The organism is Methylobacterium sp. Leaf91, from assembly GCF_001422815.1.
Classification (GTDB): Bacteria; Pseudomonadota; Alphaproteobacteria; order Rhizobiales; family Beijerinckiaceae; genus Methylobacterium.
Genome location: NZ_LMMP01000005.1, coordinates 1 through 14,938, shown reverse-complemented (window position 1 = coordinate 14,938; position 14,938 = coordinate 1). Strand labels below are relative to the sequence as shown.

Here is a 14,938-nt window from a genome sequence, read left to right as displayed (position 1 = left end):
GGGGAGCGCTTCTGGAAGGACGCGTCCGTCCACCTTACACCAAGGCGTGACGAGGCCGGGGCAACGCTCCGTCCTTCCTCCGGCGAAGGGACTGACGGGCACGATGGCAGAAGCGGGCACACCGAGGCGGGTCTGGATCCGCAATCCGCTGGCGATCCTCGCGGAGGATGCGGGCGGGGGCATCGTCGTCGAGGGAACGCGGATCGTCGAGCGGATCGCGGCGGGAGCGCAGCCTTCGCGAGCCGTGGACGAGACCTTCGACGCGAGCCGCCACGTCGTCATTCCCGGGCTCGTGAACACGCATCACCATTTCTTCCAGACGCTGACGCGCGCCCATCCCGTCGCGCTGAACAAGCCGTTGTTCCCGTGGCTGCAGGCCCTCTACACGGTGTGGGACAAGATCACCCCCGACGCGTTCCGCCTTGCGACCCGGCTCGCCTATACCGAGCTCCTGCTCTCGGGCTGCACCACGGCGGGCGACCACCACTATCTCTTTCCCAAGGGCCTCGAATCCGCCGTCGACATCCAGGTCGAGGAAGCGGGTCCGATCGGCATCCGCGCCTTCGTCACCCGTGGCTCCATGAGCCTGTCGGTGCGCGACGGCGGCCTGCCGCCCGAATGCCTGACGCAGGACGACGATACGATCCTGGCCGATAGCGAGCGCGTGCTGCGCCTGTTCCACGATCCGAAGCCGGGGGCCATGGTGCAGATCGGCCTGGCGCCCTGCTCGCCCTTCAGCGTGACCAAGCGCGTGATGCGCGAGAGCGCGGCGCTCGCCGAGCGCTACGATTGCCGCCTGCACACCCATCTCGGCGAGACCCTGGACGAGAACACATACTGTCTCGACGTCTTCGGCCAGCGCCCGGTGGATTACATCGAGGAGATTGGCTGGATGCAGAGCCGGACCTGGCTCGCCCACGGCATCCATTTCAACGACGAGGAAGTGGTCCGTCTCGGCAGGGCCGGCGTCGGCGTGTGCCATTGCCCGACCTCAAATATGACGCTCGCCTCCGGCCAGTGCCGGACCTGCGAGCTGGAGGCCGCCGGCTCGCCGGTGGGGCTCGGCGTCGACGGGTCGGCCTCGAACGACAATTCCAACCTGATGGAAGGCGTCCGGCACGCCCTGATGCTCAACCGCCTGACCTACGGCGCTGAGCGCGTCACCCATCTCGATGCCCTGCGCTGGGCGACGGAGGGCTCGGCCGCCTGCCTCGGCCGGACCGATATCGGCCGGATCGAGGAGGGCCGCGAGGCCGATCTCGCCCTGTTCACCCTCGACGAACTCCGCTTTTCCGGCGCCCACGACCCGCTGGCGGCATTGGTCCTGTGCGGCGCCCACAGGGCCGACCGGGTGATGGTGGCGGGGAGCTGGCGGGTGGTGGACGGCCAGCCGCTGGGCATCGAGACCGGGCAGCTGCGCGAGGCCCATACCCGCCTCGCCCATGCGCTGCGGAGCGGATCGTGACGGCGGCCGCGGGCAGGAAGGCGGGCGGGTTGCGTGCTCGCCCGATCCTGCGCCGCGGCCCGCAATGGCGGCGTGGTCCGATGGGCTCGCTATGGAATCGGGGAACCCAGCCCTCATGACGGATGCGACCCCGAGCCCGGCTCCCGCTACCCCGGCTCTTGCCGGCCAGATTGGCGCGACGCCGCTGTTCGGTGCCTACGGCATCGTCAAGCGCTTCGGCGACTTCACGGCAAATGACGGCGTCGACCTCGAAATCCGTGCCGGGGAGATCCATGCCCTGCTCGGCGAGAACGGGGCCGGCAAGTCGACGCTCATGAAGATCCTCTACGGGCTTCTGGAACCCACCGAAGGGGTCGTGACCCATCGCGGCGACATCGTGAAGCTCGCCAACCCCGAAGCCGCGCGGGCGCTCGGCATCGGCATGGTGTTCCAGCACTTCTCCCTCTGCGAGAACCTGACCGTGGCGGAGAACATCGCCCTGGTGATGCCGCCCGACATGAGCCCGAAGGCGCTCAGGGAAAAGATGTCCACGGTGGGCGCCACCTACGGCCTGCATCTCGATCCGCATCGCCCGGTCTGGTCGCTCTCGGCCGGCGAGCGCCAGCGTATCGAGATCATCCGCTGCCTGCTGCAGGACCCGCGCCTCGTCATCCTCGACGAACCGACATCGGTGCTGACGCCGGGGGAGGCGGAGGGCCTGTTCACGGTGCTGGAGCGACTGCGCGACGAGGGCCGGGCGCTGCTCTACATCTCGCACCGCCTCGACGAGGTGCGACGGCTCTGCTCCCGCGCCACCATCCTGCGTGGCGGCAAGGTCGTGGGCGCCTGCGACCCGCGCCAGGAGAGCGCCCGGTCGCTGGCGGCGATGATGGTGGGCGTCCAGGTCGGCGAGGTGAAGCCGCCCTCCGGCATGCCGCTCGGGGCGCCCCGGCTCGTCCTCTCCAATCTCTCGCTGGCGACGTCGGGCCTGCACGGCACGGCGCTGAGCGACATCTCGCTCACGGTCTCGGGCGGGGAGATCGTCGGCATCGCGGGCATCGCCGGCAACGGGCAGGCCGAATTGTTCGATGCGCTGTCCGGCGAGGCTTCGGCACCCGAGGCCGGCATGGTGACGCTCGACGGCGTTCCGGCAGGGCGCCTCGGCATCACCGAGCGACGCCGCCACGGGGCCTGCTTCGTACCGGAGGAGCGCAACGGCCACGCGGCCGCCCCGACCCTGAGCCTCTCCGACAACGCCCTCCTCTCGCGCCACGCCACCGCCGGCCTCAGCCGCTTCGGCTTCCTCCGCAACGCCGCGGCCAAGGCCTTGGCGCAACGCGTGATCGCCGCCTTCGACGTGCGCAAGGCCGGGCCGGACCCTGCCGCCGGCACGCTCTCCGGCGGCAACCTTCAGAAATTCCTGATGGGGCGGGAGATCATGGCCGAGCCGGGGATCCTCGTCGTCAACCAGCCGACCTGGGGCGTCGATGCGCTCGCCGCCGCGCATATCCGGCAGGCCCTGCTCGATCTCGCCGGGCGTGGGGCCGCCCTGCTGGTCATCAGCCAGGACCTCGACGAACTGTTCGAGATCGCCGGCCGCATCGCGGTCCTGCATGACGGGACGCTGTCGCGGGCGGTGCCCGCGAGCGAGACGAGCCGCGAGGCGGTGGGGTTGCTGATGGGGGGCGGAGGCATCGAATCGACGCCGTCATCCTCGGCGATGGAGGCGATGGCCCATGCGCATTGACCTGTCGCCGCGCACCAACCGCTCCCCCCTCATGGACGGCCTCGCGCCGATCCTCGCCTTCGTCGTCGCCGTCGCCATCGGCGGCATCGTGGTCGCCGCCATGGGCCGTTCGCCGGCCGCCGCCTTCGTCACCTATTTCGTCACGCCGTTGAGCGAGGTGTGGTCCCTGCAGGAGGTGGCGCTGAAGGCCGCGCCCCTCGCCCTCATCGCCATCGGCCTCGCCTTCTGCTTCCGCGCCAATGTCTGGAATATCGGCGCCGAGGGCCAGTTCGTCGTCGGTGGCCTGTTCGGCGGCTGGATCGCCGTGGCGACGCACGGGGCGGAGGGGAACACCCTCTGGGTCCTGCCGCTGATGCTCGCCGTGGGCACGCTGGCCGGCATCGCCTATGCGCTGATCCCGGCTTTGCTCAAGGTCTGGCTCGGCGTCTCCGAGATCCTGACGAGCCTGATGCTGGTCTATGTCGCCGAATTGCTGCTGGACTACATGGCGCGCGGACCCTTGCGCGACCCGGCGGGCTACAACTTTCCCCAGAGCGTCACCTTCGACGACGCGGCCCGCCTCCCCTACCTGATGGAGGGCGACACGCTCCATGCCGGCGTCCTCATCGCCCTGGCGGCGGTGATCGTCGCCGCCATCGTGCTGGCGCGGACCTTGTTCGGCTTCGAGGTCCGGGTGGTGGGGGCGAGCCCGCGCGCCGCCCGTTTCGCCGGGTTCAGCGATGTCCGCCTGACGCTCGCGGTCTTCGCGGTCTCGGGCGGTGCGGCGGGGCTCGCCGGGATCGCCGAGGTGGCGGGTAAGATCGGCCAGCTTCAGCCGTCGATCTCGCCGGGCTACGGTTTCACCGCCATCATCGTCGCCTTCCTCGGACGGCTCTCCCCGGTGGGAATCCTGGTGGCGGCCCTGGTGATCGCGCTCACGACCATCGGCGGTGAGGGCGCGCAGATCGACCTCAAGCTGCCCCTCGACCTCACCCGCGCCTTCCAGGGATTGCTGCTCGCCCTCGTGCTCGGGGCGGACGCCCTATCGCGCTACCGCGTCCGTTTCGTGCCGGGGACGGCGACGTGACGGGCGTGACACCCCTGTCGGCCCGGCTCGCGCGCATGATCCGTCCGTGCGGTCCTCGGCGAGAGACGGCCCGCAAGGCGGCTGGACGGACGGCGCGTCGAAGGAAGCTCGCACCATGACTCTCGACGTCCTGCAGATGGTGCTCGTCACCATCGTCGCCGCCGCGACACCGCTGATGATCGCGGCGCTCGGCGAACTCGTGGTCGAGCGGTCCGGCGTGCTCAATCTCGGCGTCGAAGGCATGATGGTGCTCGGCGCCGCTACGGGCTTCGCGGTGGCCGTGGAGACGGGCTCGACATTGGCCGGAGCGGTGGCGGGGGCGGGCGCCGGCCTCGCTCTGTCGGCCCTGTTCGGAATCCTCACCGTGGTACTCGCCGCGAACCAGATCGCCTCCGGGCTCGCCATGACGATCCTCGGCCTCGGCCTCTCGGGACTGGTCGGCGCCTCCTATGTCGGCATGAAGCGGGAATCGGCGCCGCATCTCGCCATTCCCGGCCTCACCGACCTTCCCGGCATCGGCCGGCTGTTCTTCGGGCAGGATGCGTTCGTCTATGCCGGCTTCGCCCTCGTTGCCGGAATCGCATGGTTCCTGTGGCGGACCAGGGCCGGTCTCGCGCTCCGCGCCATCGGCGACGACCACACCTCCACCCACGCGCTCGGTCTCAAGGTGCGCAAGGTCCGGTTTCTCGCGGTGCTGTTCGGGGGCGCATGCGCCGGTCTCGCCGGCGCCTATCTCTCCCTCGCCTACACGCCGTTCTGGGCTCCGGCCATGACCGCCGGCCGCGGCTGGATCGCCCTCGCCCTCGTCGTCTTCGCCTCCTGGCGCCCGCTACGGGTGATGGCCGGCGCGATGCTGTTCGGCGGAGCCACGGTGCTGCAGCTTCACGCGCAGGCAGCGGGTCTCGGGCTGCCCGGCCAGGCCCTCTCGGCCCTGCCCTATCTCGCCACCATCCTGGCCCTCGTCTTGCTCTCCCTGGGGCGACGACAGGGCGGCTCGGTGGCCCCGGCCTCGCTCGGCCGCGTGTTCACGCCGTTCCGCTGAACGGCGCTTTTCGAAGAGGACGACGGTGATATGGGGATGATCAAGGGGGTCGCCGTCGCTGTGGCGCTCGCGCTGGGGCTCGGTGCGGCCCAGGCGCAGGAGAAGCTGGCGGGCAAGCTGAAGGTCGGCTTCATCTATGTCGGGCCGGTGGCCGATTTCGGCTACTCGTTTCAGCACGACCAGAGCCGCAAGGCGTTGCTGGCGGCCATGCCGGACAAGGTCGAGACGAGCTTCCTCGAGAACGTGCCCGAAGCGGACAGCGAACGCTCCATCGAGAGCCTGGCACGCTCGGGCCATCAGCTGATCTTCACCACCTCCTTCGGCTTCATGGAGCCCACCCTGAAGGTGGCCAAGAAATTCCCGAAGGTGAAGTTCGAGCACGCCACCGGCTACAAGCGCTCGGCCAACGTCTCGACCTATTCGGCGCGGTTCTACGAGGGCCGCTACATCTGCGGCGAGATCGCCGGCAGGCTCTCCAAGACCGGCACGGTGGGCTACATCGCCTCGTTCCCGATCCCCGAGGTGGTGAGCGGCATCAATGCCTTCATGCTCGGCGCGCAATCGGTGAACCCCAACATCAAGCTCAAGATCGTCTGGGTGAACACCTGGTTCGATCCGGGCAAGGAGGCCGAGGCGGCCAAGGCCTTGCTGGCGCAGGGGGCCGACATCCTGTCCCAGCACACCGATTCCGCCGCTCCGCTGCAGGAGGCGGAGAAGCAGGGCAAGTTCGCCTTCGGCCAGTCCTCTGACCAGATGCGCTTCGCCCCGAAGGCTCAGCTCACCTCCATCGTCGACGATTGGGATGGCTACGTGATCGGCGAGGCCAAGGCCGTTCTCGACGGCACCTGGAAGAGCCACGACACCTGGGGCGGGATCAAGGAGGGCATGGTGGTGCTGGCGCCCTTCGCCAACATGCCCGACGACGTGAAGGCCAAGGCCGAGGCCTCCAAGAAGGCGATCGCCGACGGTACGCTCCATCCCTTCAAGGGGCCGGTCCTGAAACAGGATGGCAGCGTCGCCGTGAAGGAAGGCGAGACCGCCCCCGACCCGATGATCCTCGGCATGAACTGGTATGTGAAGGGCATCGACGACAAGCTGCCGAACTGACCCCGTCGCACCTGTAGCATCGATCCATTCCGGCCCGAAGAACCGGCCGTCGCACCTCAGGTGACGGCCGGTTTTTTCGTGCCTGGGGCGACGGAAGCTCTGTGGCCGATTCCTTTTCCGGACGCAGTCGCCGGACGAGGCCGGAACCCTGGACCCCGGCGACGCACCTCTTGCCTTATATGCTCGATGCATCTAACTAAGATGCATCGAGCATATAAGGCTATCCCGTGACCGAAGCCGAGTTCCTGGCGGAGTATGATCCCGCCGCCTACGAGCGCCCTGCCCTCGCCGTCGATCTCGTCCTGCTGGGACTGCGCGCGGGCCGGCTCGCGGCGCTGCTGCTGAAGCGGGACCAGCTTCCGCATGGCGGCCGCTGGGCGCTGCCCGGCGGCTTCGTCGGCATCGACCAGACCCTCGATGCGGCGGCCCTGCATGTCCTGCAGGAGAAGGCCGGCATCGCCAGGGCGCATCTGGAGCAGCTCTACACATTCGGCGCCCTCGACCGCGATCCGCGGATGCGGATCATCAGCGTCGCCTATCTGGCTCTTCTGCCGGAGGCTGACTTCGCTGAGGCGCTGGAGCGCTCGGCGGCCCTCATGCCGGTCACCATCGCGGTGTCGTGGCCGGGCGAGACGGGCGGAGAGGTGACGGCCCTGTCGCCGAAGGGAGAGACGCTTCCCCTCGCCTTCGACCATGCCGCCATCCTGGCCATGGCGATCCTGCGGTTGCGCGGCAAGCTCGACTATTCGGATGTGGGCTTTGCCCTCCTGCCCGAGCACTTCACCCTGCGCCAGTTGCAGGACGTGCACGAGGCGGTGCTCGGCACCACGCTCAACAAGCCGGCTTTCCGACGCAGAATGCTCGACCGGGGCTGGCTGGCGCCGACCGGATTGCGTGAGGCCGGAACGTCGTTCCGGCCGGCCGAACTCTACCGATTTCAACCATCTCGCTGAACGCACAGGAGGATTTCCATGGCGACGATCCGCAATATCGGCCTGATCGCGCAACTGAGGAGCGAGGCGAGCAGCCACGTCATCCGCTATCGCAAGGGACGCATCCGGCAGAGCGGCCGGGGCCTCGTGTTCTGGTTCCGCCCCGAGACGTCGAGCATCGCCGAAGTGCCGATGGACGACCGCGAGATGACGTTGTTCGTGCGGGGCCGCAGCCAGGATTTCCAGGCCGTCGCCGTGCAGGGGACGATCGGCTGGCACGTGGTCGATCCCGAGCGGTTGGCGAACCGCATCGATTTCTCCATCGGCCTTCGCAACGGAAAGCTCCAGGGTGAGCCGATCGAGAAGATCGAGGCCCGCATCGCCGGCATCGCCAGTCAGGCGGTGCTGCAATATCTCGGTGGCAAGCCGGTGCGCGCCATCCTGGATGCCGGCCCCGAGCCCCTGCGCGAAGGACTGGAGACCGTTCTGGCGGGGGACCAGTCCCTGGCCGAGATCGGCGTCTCGGCGGTGTCGGTGCGGCTCACCAACCTCGCGCCGACGAGCGAGCTCGAACGCGCCCTGCAGACCCCGACCTTCGAAGCGCTTCAGCAGAAGGCCGACGAGGCGACCTTCTCCCGTCGGGCGCTCGCCGTGGAGAAGGAGCGCGCCATCGCCGAGAACGAACTCGCCACGCGCACGGAACTGGCGCGTCGGGAGAAGCTCCTCATCTCCGAGGAGGCCGAGAACGCGCGAAGCCGCGCCGCCGGTCTCGCCGAGGCGCAAGGCGTCGAGGCGATGGCGGAAGCGGAGCGCATCCGCCTCGTCGAGGGGGCCAGGGTCCTGGCCGAGGCGCAGCGCGTCGCGATCTACCGCGACCTGCCGCCCGCGGTTCTGCTCGGCCTCGCCGCGCAGGAACTGGCGGGCAAGCTCGACACGATCGAGCATGTCAGCGTGACGCCCGACCTCCTCGCCGCCGTGATGGGCGAGTTTCACAAGCCCCGTCCGATGGTGGGGGCGCGCTAGGCATGGCCGCCCTCACCCACCGCGCGGTCTTCGTCATCCGCGAGACCGATTACGAGGCCCTGATCGCCCGGCACGCCACGAGCGGTCAGGCGCGCTTCTTCCTCGAGAGCCGTGGGCAGAAGCTCGAGGACGTGGTGGAGCGCCACGAGCGTTTCCACGCCGTGCTCGCCCGTGCGCGGGCCTCGGTTCCTGACGAGTGGCGCCAAGCCCTGGTCCGGCGGGCCGATCTCGACCGTTTCCTCTTCGCCCCCAACGACGTGATCGTCGCCGTGGGGCAGGATGGGCTCGTGGCGAATGTGGCGAAGTATCTCGGAGCGCAGCCCGTCATCGGCATCAACCCGGCGCCGGACCTCTATGACGGTATCCTCGCCCGCATCGCCGTCGAGCGGTTGGGCGCTCTCCTCCCCGCCAGCGTGAACGGTGCGGCGGCGATCGAGCGTCGCACCATGGTCCGGGCAATCCTCGACCACGGCGAGACGCTGTTTGCCCTCAACGAGATCTTCGTCGGGCATCGCAGCCACCAATCCGCACGCTATCGGATCGAGACGGCGGACGAGGCCGAGGATCATTCCTCCAGCGGGCTCATCGTGGCCTCCGGGACCGGGATCACCGGGTGGGCCCGCTCCATCGCCGAGGCGACGCATCTGACCATCCCGCTCGGAACCGAGGAGGCGGCGGTGGGCTATTGGGTGCGCGAGCCCTTCCCCAGCGTCGCCAGCACCACGCGGCTGCGCGCCGGCAAGCTGAAAGACGCCGGGCTCCTCATCACCTCGCGGATGAACGACGGCGGTGTCGTATTCGCGGACGGTATCGAGCAGGATTTCCTGCCGTTCGGATGGGGTTCCCAGGTCAGGCTCTCGCCGGCGGACCGCACCCTCAACCTCGCCGTCGGTTAGACAGTCACGGGGTTACTGTTCCAGTCTCCGCCGTGATTTTATTTCGTCACAAGATCAGTAGCCGTTGCCGCCATGATAGCCGTCATAGCCTATAGCCGGCGCGAAGCCATGTGACGCCGTCGATGGGCCGCCCCAGCTATAGCTTTGTCCCATCGGGTAGATGAGACTTTCGCTCAGAGGATGGGGCGCGACAGGAGAGCTTGACCGTAATGACTTTTGCGGAGGTTGTTCAGGATTGGCGCGCTTCCTGAAGATCGAGAGGACAGATGATACGCGACGCATGCATGCCTCCGACTTAAACTTGGAAGCAAGAAACAAGTTCGCGTCAATACCGTTCCTTCATTCGCCGATTATTCGATTATGGTCGTCGTTCGTGTTCGCGACAGGATCCTGCGGCGTTTCTACATGCCGCAGGCTATTCCGAAACATTGGTCGTCCCATCGCCCGCTACGAGCTTGCGAGCATGCTCGTCGATTGGACGATGACGACCACCAGCGTGACGAGGGCCGCGACGGCCACGGCATAGGTGATGGCCTTGGTGAACTTGGTCATGGATCCGATCCGTTTCTCTGTGTTTTTCGTGTCGCACGTCCCCGACGCCACTCTCACCGGGCAAGACGGGGCACGGGCTGTCGTCTTACGTGTCAGTCTTCGGCGTCGTCGGAGGAGCGGCTACGCGACCGCTCGTAAGCGGCGATGGCGCTCGAGCATCCTTCCGAAAGGTTCGGGCGATTGCGCTTGAAGCAGGCTTTCACTTCAGGGCCGCCGGGCTTCATTCCCGCGCAGAGTCGCAGGTAATCGCCGCCGCAGCTCGCCCGCATGGCCTCCATTTCGGGACCCTCCTGCGCCGCGGATGGCTGGGTCATGGCTAGCGCTCCGACGAGAGCGAGACCCGTCAGGGCTAAGATACGGATGGTCATGCTGCGATCTTCATAGGGGACAGGGCCGGATGGACGACCCACGCAAGCAGTGCTCGCATGGGTCGTTGTTGCCTCAACGAGACGGCTGATTGGTGGCGGGTTGGCCGGGCGCCACGGCCGGCGGAGCGGCGAGCTGTTGGCGGGTCTCGGCGAGCTTCGCCTGGGCGGCGCTCAGATCCTGCCGGGCGGAGGCCAGGCGCTCGTCGATGGAGGCGGCCTCCTTGTTGCGGGTGGCCAGGGTCTCGGTGAGCGTGGCCAGCTCTCCCTGCGCATCGGTCTGGCGCTTGCGCAGCGCGTCGAGGGCAGCGGTGCCGGCATCGCGGTCGGTGGAGAGCTTCTGCAAGGCCTGCTCGGCCTGACCACGCTCGGACACGACGCGGTCGCGTTGCGCCTGGACCTCGGCGAGGTCGTTGCGGACGGTCGCCAGGGCCTCGCGCGCCTGCTGGGCGTCGCGGTTGGCGAGACCGATCTCGGCGGTGAGCTTGTCCTTGTTGGCGTTCAGTTCGGCGACAGCCTGATCGATCTCCGTGCGCTGCTTGGTGGCCTGCTCGGTCGCCGCACGCGCGTCGGCCAGATCCTTCTGCGCGGCGGCGGCGGCCTCGCGGGCATTCTGCTGGCGCTCCTCGGCCTTGGCGAGGTCGGTCGTCTTGGCCGTCGCCTCCTGCGTCATGGTCGCGAGATCGGCGCGGAGCTTGGCCTCCTGCACGCGGGCGTCCTCGAGACGGCGACCGACCTCGGCGAGATCCCGGGCGCGGTCCACCGCCGATGTCTCCGCGGTGGTGATGGCCTCGCGCAACGGCGTCAGCTTCCCCTCGACCTGCGTGACCTGGCTCTGCAGCTCGGTGAGCTTGCGGGCCTCTGCCTCGGCCGTCTTCCTTGCCTCGGCCGCCTTGGCCTCAGCCGTCTGCTGCTCCTGCGTCAGGGCCGCGGCGCGCGACTTCGCCTGCTCGGCGGCCTGGCTCGCCTGCTGGCCCTGCTGCTGGGCGGTGGCGATCTTGGCCTGGAGCGCATTCAGGGTTCCGGCGGTCGAGACCTGCCGCTCAAGATCGGCGCGGAGCGCAGTCTGCTGGCTCTGCAGGTCCTCGATCCGATGGTCCCGGGCACTGCGCTGGCGTGCGCCCGCGATGGAGGCGACGATGAGCCAGACCAGCAGGATCGCGGCCACGACAGCGAGGCTGAAGGGCAAGGGTCGGCGGAGTTCCGAGCGGTAGTCGATGGCCATGAGGGTCTCGCGGTGTCGGGGAAGGCGGTGGATCGAACCCCGGCGCGGCATCGCCCGGCGTCGTATGCGGCCGGCGCAGTCATGCGCCGGCCGCATCGTGGCATCGTGTCGGGCAGGTCTGGCCTGCAAGTCTGGCCTTAAGCCGGTTTGCGGCCGTCGGCGGCGTAGCGGTCGATGGCCGAGGGCAGCTCGCGCGAGAGGCGGGACAGGAGCGCGGCGCGGCTCAGCCCGGTCTGCTGGGTGAGGTGGTCGAGGGTGTCCGTGCCGATGGCACGTTCCAGATCTGCCTCGGGAATGTCGCGGTTGGCGCCCTGGTTGACCCAGGACGTCGCGGTCTCGCCATGACCGCCCTTGGTGAAGTGATCGACGAGTTCACTCAGGCCGCTGGCGATCAGCCCGCCCACGCCGGCCGTGCCGAGGCCGCCCAGAAGACTTCCGAGGCCGCCCGTGGAGCCGGTGTTCGCGCTGGTGTTGGGAATCGGCGGGACGGTGCCGTGGTTCGGGCTCAGGGACGGAGCCGACGGGGCATCGTGCCCCTTCAGCAGTTCGGCGAGCTTGTCGCGGTTCTGGTAGCCGGCCACGGCCAACAGGCCCAGCAGCGCGGTCATCGAGGGATAGCCCTTGCTCATCTGTCGTCCTTGTCGGTGGGGAGTGGGGGGCGGAAGGCAGTCCGCGGAAATCCGGCCCGGCATGGGAGCCGAGCCGGCGTTGGAAGGAGTGCCGCGGGAGTCGGGGCGGAGCGACGCCGGCATTTTCCGGGCGTGTCCGGGCCCCATCGATGGATCAGGGGCAGGTGTGACGGTCGCCGTCGTTGCCGAGATAGGTTCCGCTGGCCGCGTCGTAAGAGCGGAAACGGCGGGCGCAGGCTGCGACGGCCTCGGCCGGGACCCCACGCGGGGCGGCCTGGGCCTGCGAGTTGGCGATGGCACCGCCGATGATGGCCCCCGCCGCAAGGCCTGCCACGCCTGCGCCGACGGCGGCGCCCACGGCGGGACCACGGCGGTAACCGTAGCCACGACGATGGCCGTAGCCCCGGCCGTATCCACGCCCGCCACGCCAGCCGTGCCGATGACCGAAGCGACGGTGCTGCACGTACCCGGTCGGCAGGTCACCACGGACCAGCGCCTCGATCGGAGAGACGGTGGCCGGGGAGGCCTGGGCCGGAAGCCCGGTCAGGGTTGCGGCCAAGGTGGCGGCGAGGGCGAAGGTCAGCTTCATCGTGAGGTGGTCTCCTGACGTGCGATGGGGAAATGCCGAAACCGGATCAGTAGCCCCGACGGTTCGGCGGGGCGGCGGACCTGCCGCCGAAGCGGCGGCTGACATAGGCGATGATCTTCGGAAGCAGGAAGGCAGTCAGGAGCTTGCGGATCATGGGATGGTCTCCGAGGACGAGGGATCAACGCTTGGAACGGGACAGCCACCCTACCGCGAAAGCGACGGCGGCGAGGCCGAACAGGGCGGAGGCTCGGTTGTTGTCGGCGTAGCGAACGGCCTGCCGGCCGTAGGTCGTGCCGCGCTTGCGGGCGTGACGCGCGAGGTCGCGCCCATTGGCAATGAGGTGTCCGGCCCGATCTCGCGCCTCGTCAACGAGGTGACGTCCGTCCTCGACGAGATTTCCGGCGCGATCCCGGATCTCATGGGCGATGTCTCGGCCATCCTGGGCCAAATCCTCGGCCCGGCCACGGGCCCGGCCGTAGGCGTATTGCGCACCGCCGGCCACCTGATTGACGGCGCCGCGCACCTGACGGGCGGGATCACCGGTGATTCCGCCGAGCGCGGTCTGGGCGCGGCCCGTGAGGTGGCGGGATGCGCCGCGGAACTGGTCGCCGTTCATGAGATACTCCCGAGTTCGGAATGGATGGAGGTGACGGGCCCCAGATCGGGTCGGGGCCCGCCCTTTCGGGTCAGCGTTTGCGGGGTCAGTGCTTGCCCGTGACCTTGTCGACCACTGAGGCGACGCCATCCTTGGCCTCGCCGACGGTGCGCTGGGCCTCGCCCTTGAGTTCCTGGGCCTTGCCCTCGGCGACCAGCGTGTCGTTGCCCGTGACCTTGCCGGCCACCTGCTTGACGTTGCCGGCGGCTTCGTTGGCGAGGCCCTTCAGCTTGTCCGTGGTGCTGCTCATGGGGATGCTCCTTCGGTTCGAGAATGAGATCGCAGGGGGAGGTCCGGCCGGTCGCGGGTGACCGGCCGGGGATTGGCTCAGGCGCGGCGGGCGCCGTAGCTGTCGGCGAGGGTGTGGAGCTTCGGGGCGCCGAGGCGGCCGCCGAAGAAGCCGGCGAGCGCGCCGAGGATCAGGGCGAGCGCACCGTAGAAGGCGCCCTGGGTGGCGGCGGACTTGGCGGCAACGGCCGCGGCCTCGGCCTTCTGCTTGGCGGTGGCGACGGTCTCTTCGTACTNAGGGGGAGGTCCGGCCGGTCGCGGGTGACCGGCCGGGGATTGGCTCAGGCGCGGCGGGCGCCGTAGCTGTCGGCGAGGGTGTGGAGCTTCGGGGCGCCGAGGCGGCCGCCGAAGAAGCCGGCGAGCGCGCCGAGGATCAGGGCAAGCGCACCGTAGAAGGCGCCCTGGGTGGCGGCGGACTTGGCGGCAACGGCCGCGGCCTCGGCCTTCTGCTTGGCGGTGGCGACGGTCTCTTCGTACTGCTTGCGGTAGTCCTGGATCTGCGTCTTGGCCTGGTCGACCGGGATGCCCTGGGCCTTGGCCAGCGCGTCGGCGGCACGGTTCTCGGCCTGGGCCTTCTGGCTCGGATCACCCGTGAACAGGGCGCGGATCGCGGCGACGGCGGCGTCCTTGGCGGCCTGCGGGTCCTGGCCNGGCACGGTTCTCGGCCTGGGCCTTCTGGCTCGGATCACCCGTGAACAGGGCGCGGATCGCGGCGACGGCGGCGTCCTTGGCGGCCTGCGGGTCCTGGCCSGCGGCCTGGTTGCGGACGCTCTGCTCGATGCCGTCGAGCGGGTTGGTGATCTTCGACAGCGACGGRGCAGCGGCCTGGGCCGCGGTCTGCACGGTGCCGCCGACCAGCGAGCCGGCTCCGCCCAGCGTGCTGGTCACGCCGGAGAAGGCCCCGCCGATGAGGCCACCGGCCGCCGACGTGAGGAGGTAGAGCACCACGAGGGTGGTTACCGCCCAGGAGACGAGGCCGTGCAGGCCGGCCGCGCCCGTGACRGGCTTGCCCGACAGGCGCCCGGCGATGAAGCCGCCCGCCAGGGCGGCCACGATGCCCGAGACGATGAACCAGATGCCGGCGCTGAGCGACAGGGTCGAGGCGGCCGGGTTATCGNGGCTTGCCCGACAGGCGCCCGGCGATGAAGCCGCCCGCCAGGGCGGCCACGATGCCCGAGACGATGAACCAGATGCCGGCGCTGAGCGACAGGGTCGAGGCAGCCGGGTTGTCGGCGGCCACCGGTCCGACGCTGGACAGGCCGATGCCGACGCCGACCATGTTGAGGATGACCTGGGTCACCAGGGCGGTGACGGCGCCGGCGAAGATCGCGCCCCACGACACCTGGTTCAGCAGGACGGTGCGGGTGTCGGCGGCGGC

Annotated in this window: 14 protein-coding genes and 3 pseudogenes; 8 read left to right on the top strand and 9 right to left on the bottom strand. The window is 69.2% G+C overall.

Annotated features, from left to right (window positions below):
* Window positions 1-103 precede the first annotated feature (103 nt).
* The 8 genes from ASF32_RS06275 to ASF32_RS06240 all read left to right on the top strand — a co-directional run bounded on the left by ASF32_RS06275 (window position 104) and on the right by ASF32_RS06240 (window position 9,257).
* Window positions 104-1,465 (top strand): 8-oxoguanine deaminase, encoded by a 1,362-nt coding sequence (locus ASF32_RS06275; protein ID WP_056425054.1) that lies wholly within the window; start codon window positions 104-106, stop codon window positions 1,463-1,465.
* Between the two features lie 115 nt (window positions 1,466-1,580).
* Window positions 1,581-3,191 carry an ABC transporter ATP-binding protein gene (locus ASF32_RS06270; RefSeq protein WP_056425442.1) on the top strand — a complete coding sequence of 537 codons (1,611 nt, stop codon included), beginning with the start codon at window positions 1,581-1,583 and terminating at the stop codon, window positions 3,189-3,191.
* Window positions 3,181-4,257 carry an ABC transporter permease gene (locus tag ASF32_RS06265; RefSeq protein ID WP_056425051.1) on the top strand — a complete coding sequence of 359 codons (1,077 nt, stop codon included), beginning with the start codon at window positions 3,181-3,183 and terminating at the stop codon, window positions 4,255-4,257. Before ASF32_RS06270 ends, ASF32_RS06265 begins: the two co-directional genes overlap by 11 nt.
* 115 nt (window positions 4,258-4,372) lie before the next feature.
* Entirely contained in the window at window positions 4,373-5,299 is a 927-nt protein-coding gene (locus ASF32_RS06260) for an ABC transporter permease (protein WP_056425047.1), read from the top strand.
* 36 nt (window positions 5,300-5,335) lie between these two features.
* Entirely contained in the window at window positions 5,336-6,406 is a 1,071-nt protein-coding gene (locus ASF32_RS06255) for a BMP family ABC transporter substrate-binding protein (protein ID WP_056425440.1), read from the top strand.
* 227 nt (window positions 6,407-6,633) lie between these two features.
* On the top strand, window positions 6,634-7,359 hold the full coding sequence (locus ASF32_RS06250; RefSeq protein ID WP_056425044.1) for an NUDIX domain-containing protein: 726 nt from the start codon (window positions 6,634-6,636) through the stop codon (window positions 7,357-7,359).
* 18 nt (window positions 7,360-7,377) lie between these two features.
* Complete coding sequence (locus ASF32_RS06245) at window positions 7,378-8,361, top strand: SPFH domain-containing protein (RefSeq protein ID WP_056425041.1); 984 nt, start codon at window positions 7,378-7,380, stop codon at window positions 8,359-8,361.
* Between the two features lie 2 nt (window positions 8,362-8,363).
* Window positions 8,364-9,257, top strand: a complete 894-nt coding sequence (locus tag ASF32_RS06240) for an NAD(+)/NADH kinase (protein WP_056425039.1) — start codon at window positions 8,364-8,366, stop codon at window positions 9,255-9,257.
* Between the two features lie 644 nt (window positions 9,258-9,901).
* On the opposite strand, the gene ASF32_RS06235 is transcribed toward ASF32_RS06240, so the two are convergent.
* The 9 genes and pseudogenes from ASF32_RS06235 to ASF32_RS26345 form a co-directional block, all read right to left on the bottom strand.
* Window positions 9,902-10,123, bottom strand: coding sequence for a hypothetical protein (locus tag ASF32_RS06235; RefSeq protein WP_082470196.1), 222 nt, complete (start codon window positions 10,121-10,123; stop codon window positions 9,902-9,904).
* Between the two features lie 127 nt (window positions 10,124-10,250).
* Window positions 10,251-11,399 carry a hypothetical protein gene (locus ASF32_RS06230; protein ID WP_056425033.1) on the bottom strand — a complete coding sequence of 383 codons (1,149 nt, stop codon included), beginning with the start codon at window positions 11,397-11,399 and terminating at the stop codon, window positions 10,251-10,253.
* Window positions 11,400-11,536: 137 nt separating this feature from the next.
* On the bottom strand, window positions 11,537-12,028 hold the full coding sequence (locus tag ASF32_RS06225; RefSeq protein ID WP_056425030.1) for a YidB family protein: 492 nt from the start codon (window positions 12,026-12,028) through the stop codon (window positions 11,537-11,539).
* Between the two features lie 154 nt (window positions 12,029-12,182).
* Window positions 12,183-12,617: a BA14K family protein gene (locus ASF32_RS06220; RefSeq protein ID WP_056425028.1), complete on the bottom strand. Its 435-nt coding sequence runs from the start codon at window positions 12,615-12,617 to the stop codon at window positions 12,183-12,185.
* 178 nt (window positions 12,618-12,795) lie between these two features.
* Window positions 12,796-13,233: a CsbD family protein gene (locus ASF32_RS06215; protein WP_056425024.1), complete on the bottom strand. Its 438-nt coding sequence runs from the start codon at window positions 13,231-13,233 to the stop codon at window positions 12,796-12,798.
* Window positions 13,234-13,318: 85 nt separating this feature from the next.
* Window positions 13,319-13,522: a CsbD family protein gene (locus ASF32_RS06210; protein WP_056425021.1), complete on the bottom strand. Its 204-nt coding sequence runs from the start codon at window positions 13,520-13,522 to the stop codon at window positions 13,319-13,321.
* A gap of 77 nt (window positions 13,523-13,599) precedes the next feature.
* Window positions 13,600-13,796, bottom strand: a pseudogene (locus ASF32_RS26355) (PhnA-like protein); the annotation flags it as partial.
* 45 nt (window positions 13,797-13,841) lie between these two features.
* Window positions 13,842-14,210, bottom strand: a pseudogene (locus ASF32_RS26350) (PhnA-like protein); the annotation flags it as partial.
* Window positions 14,211-14,310: 100 nt separating this feature from the next.
* A pseudogene (locus ASF32_RS26345) lies at window positions 14,311-14,677 on the bottom strand (PhnA-like protein); the annotation flags it as partial.
* Between the last annotated feature and the right edge of the window lie 261 nt (window positions 14,678-14,938).

What these genes read in the sequence shown, in the direction of transcription:
- ASF32_RS06275 (WP_056425054.1), top strand. Translation starts at nt 104, where the DNA reads ATGGCAGAAGCGGGCACACCGAGGCGGGTCTGGATCCGCAATCCGCTG.
- ASF32_RS06270 (WP_056425442.1), top strand. Translation starts at nt 1,581, where the DNA reads ATGACGGATGCGACCCCGAGCCCGGCTCCCGCTACCCCGGCTCTTGCC.
- ASF32_RS06265 (WP_056425051.1), top strand. Translation starts at nt 3,181, where the DNA reads ATGCGCATTGACCTGTCGCCGCGCACCAACCGCTCCCCCCTCATGGAC.
- ASF32_RS06260 (WP_056425047.1), top strand. Translation starts at nt 4,373, where the DNA reads ATGACTCTCGACGTCCTGCAGATGGTGCTCGTCACCATCGTCGCCGCC.
- ASF32_RS06255 (WP_056425440.1), top strand. Translation starts at nt 5,336, where the DNA reads ATGATCAAGGGGGTCGCCGTCGCTGTGGCGCTCGCGCTGGGGCTCGGT.
- ASF32_RS06245 (WP_056425041.1), top strand. Translation starts at nt 7,378, where the DNA reads ATGGCGACGATCCGCAATATCGGCCTGATCGCGCAACTGAGGAGCGAG.
- ASF32_RS06240 (WP_056425039.1), top strand. Translation starts at nt 8,364, where the DNA reads ATGGCCGCCCTCACCCACCGCGCGGTCTTCGTCATCCGCGAGACCGAT.
- ASF32_RS06235 (WP_082470196.1), bottom strand. Translation starts at nt 10,123, where the DNA reads ATGACCCAGCCATCCGCGGCGCAGGAGGGTCCCGAAATGGAGGCCATG.
- ASF32_RS06230 (WP_056425033.1), bottom strand. Translation starts at nt 11,399, where the DNA reads ATGGCCATCGACTACCGCTCGGAACTCCGCCGACCCTTGCCCTTCAGC.
- ASF32_RS06225 (WP_056425030.1), bottom strand. Translation starts at nt 12,028, where the DNA reads ATGAGCAAGGGCTATCCCTCGATGACCGCGCTGCTGGGCCTGTTGGCC.
- ASF32_RS06220 (WP_056425028.1), bottom strand. Translation starts at nt 12,617, where the DNA reads ATGAAGCTGACCTTCGCCCTCGCCGCCACCTTGGCCGCAACCCTGACC.
- ASF32_RS06215 (WP_056425024.1), bottom strand. Translation starts at nt 13,233, where the DNA reads ATGAACGGCGACCAGTTCCGCGGCGCATCCCGCCACCTCACGGGCCGC.
- ASF32_RS06210 (WP_056425021.1), bottom strand. Translation starts at nt 13,522, where the DNA reads ATGAGCAGCACCACGGACAAGCTGAAGGGCCTCGCCAACGAAGCCGCC.